At 69.5% G+C, this 14144-nt stretch carries 13 protein-coding genes and 1 tRNA gene; 10 read left to right on the top strand and 4 right to left on the bottom strand.

The features are described 5' to 3' along the window. The first annotated feature begins 148 nt into the window (after window positions 1-148). The 6 genes from OG828_RS23630 (at window position 149) to OG828_RS23605 (ending at window position 6303) form a co-directional block, all read left to right on the top strand. The gene (locus tag OG828_RS23630) at window positions 149-1123 is read left to right on the top strand and encodes an ABC transporter substrate-binding protein (protein ID WP_328441210.1); all 975 of its coding nucleotides are present in this window, start codon (window positions 149-151) and stop codon (window positions 1121-1123) included. Next, complete coding sequence (locus tag OG828_RS23625) at window positions 1120-1989, top strand: ABC transporter permease (RefSeq protein WP_328441209.1); 870 nt, start codon at window positions 1120-1122, stop codon at window positions 1987-1989. The genes OG828_RS23630 and OG828_RS23625 overlap by 4 nt, the downstream gene beginning before the upstream one ends. Next, window positions 1986-2768, top strand: coding sequence for an ABC transporter permease (locus OG828_RS23620; protein ID WP_328441208.1), 783 nt, complete (start codon window positions 1986-1988; stop codon window positions 2766-2768). Before OG828_RS23625 ends, OG828_RS23620 begins: the two co-directional genes overlap by 4 nt. A 13-nt stretch (window positions 2769-2781) precedes the next feature. Then, window positions 2782-3615, top strand: coding sequence for an ABC transporter ATP-binding protein (locus OG828_RS23615; RefSeq protein WP_328441207.1), 834 nt, complete (start codon window positions 2782-2784; stop codon window positions 3613-3615). Between the two features lie 29 nt (window positions 3616-3644). Next, window positions 3645-4421 carry an IclR family transcriptional regulator gene (locus OG828_RS23610; RefSeq protein WP_328441206.1) on the top strand — a complete coding sequence of 259 codons (777 nt, stop codon included), beginning with the start codon at window positions 3645-3647 and terminating at the stop codon, window positions 4419-4421. Between the two features lie 187 nt (window positions 4422-4608). Beyond that, window positions 4609-6303: an IclR family transcriptional regulator domain-containing protein gene (locus OG828_RS23605; RefSeq protein ID WP_328502243.1), complete on the top strand. Its 1695-nt coding sequence runs from the start codon at window positions 4609-4611 to the stop codon at window positions 6301-6303. Between the two features lie 163 nt (window positions 6304-6466). On the opposite strand, the gene OG828_RS23600 is transcribed toward OG828_RS23605, so the two are convergent. Further along, window positions 6467-6540 (bottom strand) — tRNA-Gly (locus tag OG828_RS23600). A gap of 539 nt (window positions 6541-7079) precedes the next feature. Here OG828_RS23600 and dcd point away from each other — a divergent pair. The 4 genes from dcd to OG828_RS23580 all read left to right on the top strand — a co-directional run bounded on the left by dcd (window position 7080) and on the right by OG828_RS23580 (window position 9960). Then, window positions 7080-7655: a dCTP deaminase gene (gene dcd, locus OG828_RS23595; protein WP_328360182.1), complete on the top strand. Its 576-nt coding sequence runs from the start codon at window positions 7080-7082 to the stop codon at window positions 7653-7655. A gap of 20 nt (window positions 7656-7675) precedes the next feature. Continuing rightward, window positions 7676-8185: a phosphoribosyltransferase gene (locus tag OG828_RS23590; RefSeq protein WP_328360179.1), complete on the top strand. Its 510-nt coding sequence runs from the start codon at window positions 7676-7678 to the stop codon at window positions 8183-8185. Between the two features lie 120 nt (window positions 8186-8305). Next, on the top strand, window positions 8306-9091 hold the full coding sequence (locus tag OG828_RS23585; RefSeq protein WP_328360176.1) for a calcium-binding protein: 786 nt from the start codon (window positions 8306-8308) through the stop codon (window positions 9089-9091). A gap of 86 nt (window positions 9092-9177) precedes the next feature. Continuing rightward, entirely contained in the window at window positions 9178-9960 is a 783-nt protein-coding gene (locus tag OG828_RS23580) for a DUF899 family protein (RefSeq protein WP_328502242.1), read from the top strand. Window positions 9961-10032: 72 nt separating this feature from the next. Here OG828_RS23580 and OG828_RS23575 read toward each other — a convergent pair whose 3' ends face one another. From OG828_RS23575 to OG828_RS23565, 3 genes are all read right to left on the bottom strand, one after another. Next, complete coding sequence (locus tag OG828_RS23575) at window positions 10033-11046, bottom strand: Yip1 family protein (RefSeq protein ID WP_328502241.1); 1014 nt, start codon at window positions 11044-11046, stop codon at window positions 10033-10035. 108 nt (window positions 11047-11154) lie between these two features. Next, the gene (locus OG828_RS23570; RefSeq protein WP_328502240.1) at window positions 11155-12612 is read right to left on the bottom strand and encodes an FG-GAP-like repeat-containing protein; all 1458 of its coding nucleotides are present in this window, start codon (window positions 12610-12612) and stop codon (window positions 11155-11157) included. A gap of 74 nt (window positions 12613-12686) precedes the next feature. Further along, window positions 12687-14129 carry a hypothetical protein gene (locus OG828_RS23565; RefSeq protein ID WP_328502239.1) on the bottom strand — a complete coding sequence of 481 codons (1443 nt, stop codon included), beginning with the start codon at window positions 14127-14129 and terminating at the stop codon, window positions 12687-12689. Window positions 14130-14144: the final 15 nt, after the last annotated feature.

Raw genomic sequence — 14144 nt, 5'->3', positions numbered from 1 at the left:
GCCAGGCGGCAGGGCGCGGTTCCGGGAGGAGCCTGGGCGCGACCTATTGACGCGATTCGGGCAGGGACATAATCTCCGCATGCATTTGTTCGGCACACGGACAGATGTTCGCAATGCGCACACACTCGTTCCTGTTCAGGAGGCCCCCATGCAACGGCGCGTTCTCGGGCTTGCCATAGCGGTAGTGACGGTCGCAGCCGCGGCCGGATGCGGATCTTCTTCCGGGGCCGGTGGTTCGTCCTCCTCGGACGGGGACAAGACCACCCAGGTCAAAGTGGGGATCATCCCGATCGTCGATGTGGCGCCCCTGTATCTGGGGCAGAAGAAGGGCTTCTTCAGCAGCCGCGGCATCGACCTGAAAATGGAGACCGCTCAGGGCGGCGCCGCGATCATCCCCGGCGTGGTGAGCGGTCAGTTCCAGTTCGGATTCAGCAACGTCACGTCGTTGATGATCGCCCAGACCAAGGGTGTGCCGATCAAGTCCGTGGTGAACGGGACCGCCTCCACCGGTGACACCGGCAAGGACATCAGCGGGGTGGCCGTCAAGAAAGACAGCCCGATCAAGTCGGCCAAGGAACTTGCCGGCAAGACGGTGGCGGTCAACACCTTGCAGAACATCGGGGACACCACGGTCCGTGAGGTGGTGCGCAAGGACGGCGGCGACCCCTCGAAGGTCAAGTTCGTCGAGATGCCGTTCGACCAGATGCCGGCCGCGCTGGACGGCGGGCAGGTGGACGCCGCCTGGGTGGGCGAGCCCGCGCTGACCATCGCCAAGGGGCAGGGCGCCCGCGTCGTGGCGTCGCCGTTCGCCGAGACCGACCCGAAGCTCACTATCGCGACGTACTTCGCCTCCACCAAGCTGGCCCAGGAGAACCCCGACCTGGTGAAGAAGTTCACCGAGGCGGTGACCGAGTCGCTGAAGTACGCCTCCGCGCACCCGGACGAGGCACGCCAGACGCTCACCACCTACACCAAGATCGACGGCGAGGTGCTGAAGAACCTGACGCTGCCGACCTGGCCGGCCGAGTACGACATGGCCTCCCTGGAGAAGCTGGCCTCGCTCGGCGAGCAGGACGGCATCTTCGGCGGTAAGAAGCCCGACCTGGATGCCCTGTTCTCATGAGCGCGTCCGGGAGCACTCCTGTACTGACGAAGCCCGCCGGGACCGCGACAGGTCCCGGCGGGCCGGGCGGCGGCCGCGTCCGGCGCGCTCTGGACAGAGCGCGCACCCCGCTGCGCGGACTGGCAGGCCTGGCCGGGCTGGTGGTGTTGCTCGAGGTGCTGCCGCACACCGGTGTCGTCTCCGCCGACTACCTCCCGCCCGCCTCCGACATGGGCCGGGCCCTGTGGCAGATGCTCGGCGAAGACGCGTTCTGGACCGCGCTCGGTGACACCCTCACCGGTTGGGGCCTGGGCCTGGCCATCGCCGTGGTGGCCGGGGTGGTGGCCGGGGTGGTGATCGGATCGGTGCCGGTGCTGCGGGCGGTGACCGCCTCCACCATCGAGTTCCTGCGCCCCATCCCGTCGGTGGCGCTGATCCCGGTGGCGGTGCTGCTCTACGGAACCGACCTGGAGTCGAAGCTGCTGCTGGTCGTGTACGCCTCCTTCTGGCAGGTGCTCGTCCAGGTCCTGGCGGGCATGCAGGACGTCGACCCGGTCGCCGAGGACACCGCCCGCAGCTACCGGATGGGCAGGTGGGGACGGGTGCGGTACGTCCTGTGGCCCACCGCGCTGCCGTACGTGATGACCGGCCTGCGGCTGGCCGCGACCGTGGCACTCGTCCTGACGATCACCGCCGAACTCGTCATCGGCTCGCCCGGCCTGGGCAACCAGCTCGCGGTCGCGCAGACCTCCGGCGCCGTACCGCGGGTCTACGCCCTGGTCCTGGTCACCGGACTCCTCGGGGTCGCGGTCAACCTGGTGGCCCGGGCGGTCGAGCGTCGGGCACTGCACTGGCACCAATCGATGCGCAGGGAGGGACAGCGATGACCGTCCTCACACTTGCCCGGCGGACCGGGCTGGTCCTGGGCCTGCCCGCCGTCCTGTTCACCGTGTGGTGGTTCGCCACCGCCGACAGCACCGACTTCTACGTTCCCCCGCTGTCCACCATCCTGGGCAAGTTCGGGGAGGTGTGGACGGGCGAACGACTGCTGTCGGACGTCGTACCCAGCCTGGTCCGCCTGCTCGCCGGCTATCTCCTCGCCGTCGCCGTCGGTGTCGGACTCGGTCTGGTGGTCGGTATGCACCGTGGCGTGCGGGACGTCCTGGAGCCGGTCCTGGAACTCTTCAGGGCCATCCCGCCCCCGGTGCTCGTGCCGGTCATCATGCTGTTCGCGGGCATCGGCGACACCATGAAGGTCATCGTCATCGTCAGCGGCTGCATGTGGCCGATCCTGCTCAACACGGTCGAGGGCGTCCGAGCCGTCGACGAGGTCCTGAGCGACACCTGCCGGTCGTACGGCATCACCGGCCCCTCCCGGCTGTGGCACCTGGTGCTGCGCTCGGCCAGCCCGCAGATCGTCACCGGCATGCGCCAGGCCCTCTCCATCGCGATCATTCTCATGGTCATCAGCGAGATGTTCGCCGCCAGCAACGGACTCGGCTTCACCATCGTGCAGTTCCAGCGCTCCTTCGCCATCCCCGAGATGTGGAGCGGTGTCCTGCTGCTCGGCCTGCTCGGATTCGCCCTCTCCCTGCTCTTCCGCATCGCCGAGAACCGGGTCCTGGCCTGGTACCACGGCCTGCGCCGGGCCCAGCGCAACCCCTGACAAGGAGACGTCGATGCTCGACGTACGCAACCTGCAGAAGATCTACACCGGACGCAACCGCAGCGTCGAAGCACTGCGGAACCTGACGTTTCACATCGGCGCCGGCGAACTCGTGTGTCTGGTCGGGCCGTCGGGCTGCGGCAAGACCACCCTGCTGAAGTGCATGGCGGGACTGCTCGACCCGACCGGCGGCGAAGTGCGCCTGGACGGCCGCCCGGTGGACGGGCCCCCGCCCGGCATGGCGGTCGTCTTCCAGGAATACGGCCGCTCCCTGTTCGCCTGGATGAACGTACGCGACAACGTCGCCCTGCCCCTGCGCCGCAAGAAGCTCGGCAAGGCCCGCGAGCGGGAGCTGGTGGACCACGCCCTGGAGGTGGTCGGCCTGGCCGACGCCCACGAGGCGTACCCCTGGCAGTTGTCCGGCGGCATGCAGCAGCGCGTCGCCATCGCCCGCGCCGTCGCCTTCGAGCCGAAGGTGCTGCTCATGGACGAGCCGTTCGCCGCCGTCGACGCGCAGACGCGCGCCGAACTGGAGGACCTCATCCGGCGGTTGTGGCGCGAACTGGGCGTCACCGTCCTGTTCGTCACCCACGACATCGACGAAGCCGTCTATCTCGGCCAGCGCACCATCATCCTGTCCACCTCACCGACCGTGGTGATGGAGGATCTGACGATCGATCTCCCCGACGAGCGCGACCAGTTGCACACCCGCTCCAGCACCCGCTTCGCCGAACTGCGCGCCCACGTCTACGAGCAGATCCAGCGCGCCAAGCACCACAACAGCGACACGGATACGCCGGTGGCCGACCGCAGCGACGAGCTCGCCCTGCACAAGTCCGAGTCCTGACACACCGTCCGACACAGGGGCCGTAGCACATGGACGACAACGAACCCGGGCGGTACTTCGTGCAGTCCCTCGAACGAGGGCTGGCCGTCATCCGTGCGTTCACCGCCGGCACACCCGAGATGACCCTCTCGGAGGTCGCCACGATCACCGGCATGAGCCGTGCCACCGCACGGCGCTTCCTGCTCACCTTCGCCGACCTGGGGTACATGGCCACCGACGGCCGCCACTTCCGCCTCACGCCCCGGGTCCTGGAACTGGGCTACGCCTACCTGTCCAGCATGTCCCTGGCGCAGATCGCCCAGCCCCACCTGGAGCAACTGGTCGCCGAGGTCCATGAGTCCTCGTCGGTGGCGGTGCTCGACGACGAGGACGTGGTGTACGTCAGCCGGGTATCCACCCGGCGGATCATGTCGGTCTCCATCAGCATCGGGACCCGCTTCCCCGCCCATGCCACCTCCCTCGGCCGGGTCCTGCTCGCCGACTTCGACGAGCCCCGGCTGCGGCACTACCTGGACACCGCCTCCTTCAAGCCGCTCACCCCCCGCACCATCACCTCGAGGGAGGCACTCGCGGCCGAACTGGAACACGTGCGGGCACAGGGCTGGTGTCTGGTGGACCAGGAACTGGAACAGGGCCTGATATCGATCGGCGTACCCATCCGGAACGAAGCACGACGGGTGGTGGCAGGCATCAACCTCTCCACCCACGTCAGCCGGCGAACGCCGGACTCGATACGCCACGATCTGCTGCCGCCGCTCCTGGCCACCGCCGCCGACATCGAGGCCGAGCTGAAGGTCCCCGGCTAGCCGGTCCGGATGCCGTGCCCCCGCGACGGCAGCACGGAGCAGCACCGGCCTTGGCGACTGGCCGGAACACACCGCCCTGCGCGACGGGCGTTGCCGTGGGCTCGTCACGGTCACCCGGACCTGTCGGCTCTCTGCCCCCACCAGGCATCATTCACTGCAGTGCTGAGACAGTCGCCGCGGAGAGCCCATGACATCGCCCCACGCCCTGACGCCTACCGACCCCATGGCGGCTCCCGCGCCACCCGAGGAAGCCGTGGCCCCTCTCATCCGGGGGATCGCCGTGCTGCGCGAGCTCACCGACGCCGGAGGGACGGCCGGCCTCAGCGATCTGGGACGGGCCACCGGCCTGGCCCGCGCCACCATCGACCGGGTCACCGGAACACTCGCTCACATGGGGTACCTGCGGATGGACGGCAGCAACGCCGTCCTTGCCCCCCGCCTGATGGAGCTGGGGAACGCGTACCTGGCCGCCCTGCGTCTTCCCGCGCTGCTAAGTGCGCACGCCGATGCCCTCGCCGAGGAACTCGACGAGTCGGTGTCCCTCGCGGTGGCGGACGGTGACGGCATCCGCTTCATCCACCAAGCAATTCGCCGCCGCGCCTTGTCGCTGAGCTTCCGCATCGGCGACCTGCTGCCCGCCGAACGCACCGCGCCAGGCCCGCTGCTGGCAACCGAGTGGAGCACGGAGGACTGGGCGCGGTGGCACAAGCGGCAGGACGCCGACCCCGAGGACCTCGGCTTCCCGGCGGTCCCCCCTCGATCGCACCGTACCGCCACGACAGACTTCGAAGAACGGGTGGAACGGGCGCGCGCCCATGGCTGGGCGATGGACGACCAGTTGATCGAGCCGGGGCTCGTCGCCGCATCCGTTCCGGTTCGCGCCCCCGACGGCCGGATCGCCTGTGTGGCGAGCGTCGTGAGCCATACCAGTCGGCACAGCGCGGACTCGCTGCGCGACGCCCTTCTCCCCAAGCTCCGTACTGCCGTGACCGTCATGGAGCGGAAGTTGGCCGACGCTCCGCCTCCGGAGCCGCCGAGCAAAAGCACTCCCGACGGGCTCGCCACCTGGACGAGCGCGTCCAAACAGGAACTGGGCGGGGAGTTCATCGAATCCCTGGCCCGCGGCCTGACCGTGGTCACCGCGTTCGGTGAGGGCCGTGCGGAGCTGACCCTCACCGAGGTCGCCGAAGCCACGGGCCTGTCCCGCGCCACGGCTCGCCGCGCCCTGATAACCCTTGGGTACCTCGGTTACGTCACGCTGCAGGGGCGGGTCTTCCGGCTCACTCCACGCGTCCTCGCCCTCGGTTTCCCGCCACTGTCCAAGACGACACTCACCCGGATCGCGCACCCCCATCTCGCCGCCCTCACCCGCAAGGTGGCGGACTCGACGTCCCTGGCAGTGCTCGCCGGTGACGATGTCCAGTGCGCGGCCTCGGTCGCCGCGGGACGCATCATGGACGCTGATATCGCCGTGGGCGCGCGCGTGCCCGCCTATGCGACCTCCACGGGCCGGGTGCTGTTGGCGGGGCTGCCGGCCGAGGAGCGCACTGCCCGGCTGGCGCGCGTGCGGATGGGGGCGCTGACCGCTCGCACCGTCACCCGGCCCACCGACCTCGAGGTGATTCTCGACCGAGTGCGCGAGGACGGTTATGCCCTGGTCGATGAGGAACTGGAAGAAGGGCTTCGCTCGATCGCCGTACCGGTACGCGACCGCGACGGCGGCCTCATGGCGGCGATCAACGTCACCATGCACAGCGGTCGCCGCCCCGCCGCGGAGTGCGTCACAACCATCTTGCCGGAACTGCGGGCCACGGCTGCCCACATCGAGGCCAACCTTCATATAACCGGGCGATTCGTGCGAGTTCCGACATGGGAGCTGTAGTTGGTGAGGAGTGAGGTTCCTGTCGTGTGACGGCTGCTGTTCGGGCGAGGGAGCGCCCCTGGGGAGCCGCTTGACCTCGACTTAGGGCACGCAGAGGGCACGCCACCCTCAAATTGGACTAGACAACAAACAAACCCCAGGCCATCGACCTGGGGTTTCATTCTGGAGCGGGTGACGAGAATCGAACTCGCGCTCTCAGCTTGGGAAGCTGATGTTCTACCATTAAACTACACCCGCGTAAGACGCCGGTCGGGACCGGTGTCGGAACGCGTGGTCACTTTACCTCATGTCGGGCCCCCGGTGCTGAAGCCGTGGGGCCCGAGGGTGTTTTGAGGGGGCGATGGGGCTGCGGGGGGCGGGAGTTGGGACGTACGGTGGAGGGGTGGCACGGGGTCTGGGTGGGGTCGGAGTGCCCCCTGGATGGCCGTCCCTTTCATCCCGTAATGTGGCCTTTCGTCGTCCGGCGGGCAGCAGCCGGACGCGGCTCTGGGGAAGGGACTCTAGGACTTGATGGAGCGCACCGTCGTCCGTTGTGCCGATGGGCACGTGTTCAGCACCGGATCGTTCCCGATGCAGCAGGCCGACCGCCTCGGACCCGGACGGCTCGTCCGATGTCCGCGGTGCGCCCGGCTCCGCAGCGTCGTGCCGGTGACTCTTGAAAAGCGGTAACTCGCGGTAAGCGGTAAGCAGTAAGCGATAAAGCAGTAAGCAGTACGCCAGCGCGCGCGGAGTTCGCCGATTGTGGTGGCTCCGCGCGCCTTGCGTATCCTCGGGACGTGCTTCTCTCAGACAAGGACATCCGGGCCGAGATCGACGCCGGACGTGTACGGATCGATCCCTATGACCAGACCATGGTGCAGCCGTCCAGCGTCGATGTGCGGCTGGACCGGTACTTCCGGGTGTTCGAGAATCACCGGTACCCCCACATCGACCCCTCCGTCGAGCAGGCCGATCTGACGCGGCTGGTGGAGCCGGAGGGTGACGAGCCGTTCATCCTGCATCCCGGGGAGTTCGTGCTCGCCTCCACGTACGAGGTCATCACCCTGCCCGATGATCTGGCCTCCCGGCTCGAGGGCAAGTCGTCCCTCGGGCGGCTCGGGCTCGTCACCCACTCCACCGCCGGGTTCATCGACCCGGGGTTCAGCGGGCACGTCACCCTGGAGCTGTCCAACCTCGCCACGCTCCCCATCAAGCTCTGGCCCGGCATGAAGATCGGCCAGCTGTGCCTGTTCCGGCTCAGTTCGCCCGCCGAGTTCCCGTACGGCAGCGAGCGGTACGGGTCGAGGTATCAGGGGCAGCGCGGGCCCACCGCCTCCCGGTCCTACCTCAACTTCCACCGGACACAGGTGTGATGGCGGGGGATGGCGGCGGCATGAGCGGCATACGGGAGAACCTGACCTACGAGGCCTTCGGCACTGCCGTACGCGAACTCGCGCAGGCCATCGCCGACGACGGGTACGAGCCCGACCTCGTCCTCAGCATCGCCCGCGGCGGCGTCTTCGTGGCCGGCGGCCTCGCCTACGCCCTCGACTGCAAGAACCTCCACCTGGTGAACGTCGAGTTCTATACGGGCGTGGGCACCACCCTCGACATGCCCGTCATGCTCGCTCCCGTTCCCAACGCGATCGACTTCACCGACAAGAAGGTCCTGATCGCCGACGACGTCGCCGACACCGGCAAGACCCTCAAGCTCGTCCGCGACTTCTGCGTCGACCATGTCGCCGAGGTGCGGTCCGCCGTGATCTATGAGAAGTCCCACTCCCTCGTGAAGTGCGAGTACGTGTGGAAGCGCACCGACGAGTGGATCAACTTCCCGTGGAGCGTGCTGCCGCCCGTGCACCGGTCGGGGGAAGCGGTCAAAGCGAACAGGGAAGCGCTCTGAGCTGCGCGGACCGGACGTACGTACGGTAAAAATGTGGTGAAGCGTTGGCCAACGCCGTACGCTCCGATCTGATCGATTCGATCCATCTGATCAAGCACGAAATCCCGTGGGGGGATATTCATGCGCGCACTCACGCGCCTTGCCCTGCTCGGCACCAGCGTCGCGCTGGTCGCCGGTGCGACCGGTGCCACCGCTGCCCAGGCGGCGGACGGCGGCTCGGGCAACATCACGATCGACAAGGTCGTCGTCAACGGCGGCAAGCCGGTCGTGGTCGGCACCACCAACGTCGTGTCCGCCAAGGTCTCGGTGACCGCGTCGGACGACTCGGGCATCAAGCAGACGTCGTACATCCACGGTGCCGGTCCGCGTCCGAACTTCGCGCAGATCTGGTACGACGACGGCGACATCACCTGCGTCGAGGTCAGCGCCACCACGTCGACCTGCACGGGCACGCTGACGTTCGACCCGCAGGCGGCGACCGGCTTCGTCAACAACGCCGCGGCGGCCACCTGGGACCTCGGCACGCTGGTCTCCGCGAACGACGCCAACTACATCCACCGGGACGCGGCCACCACGTTCAAGGTGCAGCGCAACTCGAAGCTGACGGTCAACGCCTCGCCGGAGCCGGTGAGGAAGGGCAAGACGATCACGGTCACCGGCAAGCTCTCCCGGGCCAACTGGGACGACAACCTGTACCACGGCTACACGAACCAGCCGGTGAAGCTGCAGTTCCGCAAGAAGGGCAGCAGCACCTACACCACGGTGAAGACGATCAAGTCCAACTCGACGGGCAACCTCAAGACGACCGTCACCGCCTCCACCGACGGCTACTTCCGCTACAGCTTCGCGGGTACGGCGACGACTCCGGCGGTCAGCGCGGCCGGTGACTTCGTGGACGTGCAGTAACCGGGGAAGTCGCCGGGCGCGATGAGTTCCGGCCGGGGTGCGAGTCTGTTCTGGTGACCGTCGTACGAGACTTCACGGAGGACACCATGACGAGCACTGGGGACGAACCGGCCACCGCGCTGCCCGGCCGCCCGCCCGTCGTCGACCTGGCCACCTGGCAGGCGGCCCGTGACGAGCTGTTGGTACGCGAGAAGGCCCATACGCGCGAGGGGGACGCGATCGCCGCGGCCCGTCGGCGGCTGCCGATGGTGGAGTTCGACGGGACGGTGGAGGTGGTGGGACCCGACGGGGCGGTTCCGTTCCTGGAGCTGTTCCAGGGGCGCGACGAGCTCGTGGTCTACAAGCACATGTGGTACGACGGGGCGCCGCCCCAGGGGCAGTGCGAGGGCTGCACCACCACGGCCTGGCATCTGAAGGACGCGGTCTACCTCAACGCCCGCGGCGTCTCGTTCGCCATCGTGACCACGGGCCGGTGGGACGAGGTGGCCGCCTTCGTCGAGTTCATGGGCTACACCCAGCCCTGGTACTCGGTGCGCGACGTGGACGAGCCGGTCGGCGGCCCCATGGGGTACATGACCTCCTACCTGCGCGACGGCGACCGCACGTTCCTCACCTACTCCACGACGGGCCGTGGCACCGAGCGGGTCAACGGGTCCCTCGGTCTGCTCGACATGACGCCCTACGGCCGTGGCGAGGCATGGGAGGACAAGCCCGAGGGCTGGCCGAAGGGGGACGTCCCGTGCTGGTCCTGGCGCACGGACGCGGACGGCAACGCCACCTGGGGTCCGACCAGCCGCCCCGTACCGCAGTGGACCCGCCCCGGCGCGACCCCGGTGCAGACCCTCGGCCGGCACGGACCCCATCACTGACGCGCATGTGTCGACCACGAGAAGGGCTCCCGGCGTGCACCGCCGGGAGCCCTTCTCCGTACCGCTCAAGACCTAGAACGTACCCAGCTTCACGATCGACAGGATCGCGATCAGCTGGATCGCGGACGCGCCGAGGGCCTTGGGCCACGGGAGGTCGTGCGAGCGCCGGACCATGACGGTGAGGAGGGCGCCGGCCGCCACCCAGGTGGCCCAGCCGAGGAGCTGGACGAAGGGGGCGTCGCCGCCGAGGAACATGGCGACGACGAGGCGGGGGGCGTCGGTGATGGACATGATCAGCATGGAGAGGCCGACCGTGGGCTGCCAGGCGCCGTCGCCGCCGAGCTGGCGGGCCAGGGTGTGGGTGACCACGCCCAGGACGAAGGCGGACAGGACCATCGCCACCGCGGTGGTCAGGACGATCGGGACCGCGTTCGAGAGGGTCGCGTTGATCGCTTCCTCGCGGGCGCCGTCGAAGCCGAAGACCGCCAGCAGGCCGTAGAGGAAGCTCACGATGAGGGCGGGGCCCCACATCGTGTAGTCGCGCATCTGGAGGAAGGTCTGGTTGGGGGCGACGACTATGCCCCTCAGCAGCGCCTTCCAGTGCAGCCGCGGGCCGATGGGGGCGGCCGGCGCGGTCGAGCCCGCGTGGTACGTCCCGCCCTGGTTGTACGGCTCCTCGCCGACCGAGAACGCCTGGGTGTGACCGGGGTTGTTGGCCGCGTACGGGTCCGGGCCGGGGTGGGGTGCGTACCCGCCGCCGTCGCCGAAGTACTCCGGCTCGTCGTAGCCCCCCGCGCCGCCCCGGCCGCCATGGCCCTGGCCGCCGTAGCCACCGCCCTGGCCGCCGTTGCCCTGCGGCCACTGCTGTTGCGGGGCGTACGGCTGCTGCGGCGCCGTGGGATTGCCGTACGGCGGACCCTGCGGGGCCTGTCCGTACGGAGGTTGTTGCGGTCGCGCGTGAGGAGCGCCGTTGCTTCGGCCGCGTCCGATCCTGAATCCAGCCACGTCTTCGAACGTACCTGGTTCCTGGGAGTCCCGTGCCGGGCCCGGGGTTTCGGGCCCGGCTTTGCGGCCGAGCTGTGACATCCCCTAAGGGACAGATGGTGCTGTTCTCGGTGGTCGGTCAGGGTGTCGCCCTAGGGACGCGCTCCGACGTGCCCCTTGCCCAGCCGTGCCAGCCGGTGTCGTCCGGTCTCAGCCGGTGAGAGCGGCGCCGAACGCCCCGTACGTGCGCGAGAGCCCGAACGTGCCCGGGCCGAAGGACTTCGCGCCGGTGGTGGTGATGCCGCTCGCCGAGCCCCGCAGCGCGGTCACCGCGCCGACGCCCTCGTCCTCGAAGCCCGCCGTGATCGTCAGGTCGGCGCGGCCGTCCTTGGTGACGTCGGTCAGCAGGACGTCCGAGCTGAAGTAGTCCATGGACTCCGCGGTGCCGGGGACGCCGGGGGTGTTCTGGGAGAACGTACGGGCGCCGGTGCGGGAGACGCCGGAGGCCGAGCCGTTCATCAGGACGACCAGGCCCGTGTCCTCGGCCGCGCCGATGTCCTTGAAGGTGACGCCGATGGCGAGCTCGCCGAAGCCGTCGCCGTTGACGTCGCCGATGGAGAGGTCGCCGCCGAAGGCGTCGCCTGCCTTGTCGGTGCCGGGAACTCCCGTGGAGGACTGGGTGAGTCGGGCCATGGGGGCGTCGCCGTTGATCGGGCCGCCCGCGCTGCCGCGGATGACGACGACCTGGCCGCCGAGGGTGCCGGTGTGGTCGGTCTCCTGCTCGAAGACGTTGCCGATGGCGATCTCGTCGTAGCCGTCGCCGTCGATGTCGCCGAGGGCCAGCGAGGTGCCGCCGTTCAGCGGGCGCGGCTGGGTGACGACGACGCCGGTGGAGGCGCCGAGGAAGGCGGCGCCCTTGGACCAGCTGCCCGACTCGTGGGAGTCGAGCGCGGTGCGGTAGGTGAGCACCAGGTCGGCCTTCTTGTCGCCGTTGGTGTCGCCCGCGGCGATCGCGTCGATGCCGAACTCCGCCTTCTCAGGCGTGGTGACCTTCTGCGTGCCGCCGGTGGTGCCGGACTTGGTGAAGCCGCCCTTGACGATGTATGCGTACGAGGCGCTGGTGCCGGAGGCCAGGTCGGCCTTCTTGTCGCCGTTGAAGTCACCGGCGGCCAGTACGGTGCCCCAGCCGTCGGCCCTGGTGGGAGTCGGGTCCTTCACGGTCGTGCCGTTCTTCACGCCGCTCGCCGAGCCCCACAGCACGGTGACCGAACCGGCGCCGTTGTCCTCGCCGGGGGCGCCCACCGCGAGGTCGGTGTAACCGTCGCCGTTGAGGTCGGCCACGGCGAGCGCCTGGCCGAAGGTGTCCTCGGCCTCGGCGGTGCCGGGGACGCCGGCGGTGTTCTGGCTGACGACGGTGCGCTTGGCGGTGTTGAGGCCGGAGGCGCTGCCGTAGACGACGGCGACATAGCCGGCCATGCCCTTGCCGGCGACCTTCGCATAGGGGGCGGCGAACGCGACGTCGCCGTAGCCGTCGCGGTTGAAGTCCGCCTTGTAGGCGCGGGGCGAGGCGGCGGCGCTCGCCGTGGAGGCGGAGAAAGTGAGCAGCCCGCCCGTCAGCGCGGCGGCGGTGACCGTCGCGAGGGCGAGTCTTCGGTGGTGCCTGATCATGGGGAGCTCCTGCGGTCAGGTGGGGTGGGGCGACGGCGGGGGTCAGCGGCTCGGCGTCGCCCGTGGAGGTGGCGTCAGCGACCCAGCGTCGACCCGTAGCCCGGGGTGCCCGAAGTCGAGACGCCCGTGGCAGTGGGGCCGAAGCTCACGGCGCCGGACGTCGTCGGTCCGGCGGTGGTCCCGCGCAGCGACCACACCGCGCCGTCGCCCGAGTTCTCGCCCGGCGCGGACACGGAGAGCTCGGCGCGGCGGTCGCCGGAGTGGTCCAGCAGGGTCGTGCGGCCGCCGAAGCGGTCGTTCTTCTCATCGGCGCCGGGCACGCCCGCCGTGTTCTGCGTGTACGACGTGGCGCGGCTGGTGGTCAGACCGGAGGCCGAGCCGTACAGGACGGTCACCGAGCCGGTGGTCGCGGCGGCGCCGGTGGATTCGCCGGACGCGCCGATCGCCAGGTCCGCGTACCCGTCACCGTTGATGTCGCCGAGACTGACGCCGGAGCCGAACGCGTCGGCCGTCTCGGCGGTGCCGGGGACGCCCGCGGTGGCCTGGGTCAGGACGAGCGGGGCGCGATTGGTGTCTCGGCCGTCGGGGCCTCCGTAGACGACCGTGACCTTGCCGCCCTTGGCGCCCGCGGGGTCGCCGGAGGTCTCGCGGTGGTTGCCGACGGCGATGTCCGCATAGCCGTCGCGGTCGATGTCGCCGACCGCGGAGACATAGCCGGCGGGCAGGTCCACCTGCCAGTCGGTGAAGTTGCCGATGCTGCCGTCCACCAGGGTGGTGACCGCGTCGTCGGTACCGTCGAGGCGGCCGTGCACGACGAGTTGGGCGAACCCTCGGCCCATGACGTCGCCGGTCGAGAGGTGTTCGATGCCGTACGAGGCGTCGAGCGGGTGGGAGCCGTACGCGAAGGATCCGCCGTTGCCGCCGCCGAAGGCGCCGGTCTTGGTGAAGGGGCCGGAGACGAAGTTGAGCTCGAACCGGCCGGTCGAGCCGGTCGCGATCTCGGGCAGGCCGTCGCCGGTGAAGTCGCCCGCGGCCACCGCCTTGCCATAGCGGTCGTTTTCGCGCTCGTTGTGGTTGACGAGCGTACGGCCGCCGGACAGACCGGACCTGGAGCCCCAGACGATGACGATGGTGCCGTTGTTGGTGTCCGGCTCGTCCTCGCCGGGGGCACCGACGACGAGGTCGGCGTAGCCGTCACGGTTCAGGTCGGCGGAGGCGACGGAGGAGCCGAAGGCGTCGTCGGTGCCGGCGGTGCCGGGGATGGCCGTCGTGTTCTGGGTGATCACCTTGTACGAGGACGGCTTGAGGCCGCTGGAGCTGCCGTACACGACGGACACCGCTCCCGCCCGCGCCTTGCCGGCGACGGTGGCGCCGGGCGCACCGATCGCGAGGTCGCGCCGGCCGTCGCCGTTGAAGTCGTACGGGGCGGCGGGCGTGGCGGCGTGCGCCGCGGGGGCGCAGAGCGCGAGCGGGGTGAGGGTGGCGGCGAGGAGTGCGGCGGCGGCGCGGAAGCGCATGGAGCTCCTTGGTCC

The organism is Streptomyces sp. NBC_00457 (genome assembly GCF_036014015.1).
Lineage (GTDB): Bacteria > Actinomycetota > Actinomycetes > Streptomycetales > Streptomycetaceae > Streptomyces.
Note: the sequence above shows the minus strand (reverse complement) of the source record. Positions and strands in the feature narration are given on the sequence as shown.

Bases quoted from the DNA above. Each gene is read 5' to 3' on its own strand.
- OG828_RS23630 (WP_328441210.1), top strand. From the start codon at position 149: ATGCAACGGCGCGTTCTCGGGCTTGCCATAGCGGTAGTGACGGTCGCA.
- OG828_RS23625 (WP_328441209.1), top strand. From the start codon at position 1,120: ATGAGCGCGTCCGGGAGCACTCCTGTACTGACGAAGCCCGCCGGGACC.
- OG828_RS23620 (WP_328441208.1), top strand. From the start codon at position 1,986: ATGACCGTCCTCACACTTGCCCGGCGGACCGGGCTGGTCCTGGGCCTG.
- OG828_RS23615 (WP_328441207.1), top strand. From the start codon at position 2,782: ATGCTCGACGTACGCAACCTGCAGAAGATCTACACCGGACGCAACCGC.
- OG828_RS23610 (WP_328441206.1), top strand. From the start codon at position 3,645: ATGGACGACAACGAACCCGGGCGGTACTTCGTGCAGTCCCTCGAACGA.
- OG828_RS23605 (WP_328502243.1), top strand. From the start codon at position 4,609: ATGACATCGCCCCACGCCCTGACGCCTACCGACCCCATGGCGGCTCCC.
- OG828_RS23590 (WP_328360179.1), top strand. From the start codon at position 7,676: ATGAGCGGCATACGGGAGAACCTGACCTACGAGGCCTTCGGCACTGCC.
- OG828_RS23585 (WP_328360176.1), top strand. From the start codon at position 8,306: ATGCGCGCACTCACGCGCCTTGCCCTGCTCGGCACCAGCGTCGCGCTG.
- OG828_RS23580 (WP_328502242.1), top strand. From the start codon at position 9,178: ATGACGAGCACTGGGGACGAACCGGCCACCGCGCTGCCCGGCCGCCCG.
- OG828_RS23575 (WP_328502241.1), bottom strand. From the start codon at position 11,046: ATGTCACAGCTCGGCCGCAAAGCCGGGCCCGAAACCCCGGGCCCGGCA.
- OG828_RS23570 (WP_328502240.1), bottom strand. From the start codon at position 12,612: ATGATCAGGCACCACCGAAGACTCGCCCTCGCGACGGTCACCGCCGCC.
- OG828_RS23565 (WP_328502239.1), bottom strand. From the start codon at position 14,129: ATGCGCTTCCGCGCCGCCGCCGCACTCCTCGCCGCCACCCTCACCCCG.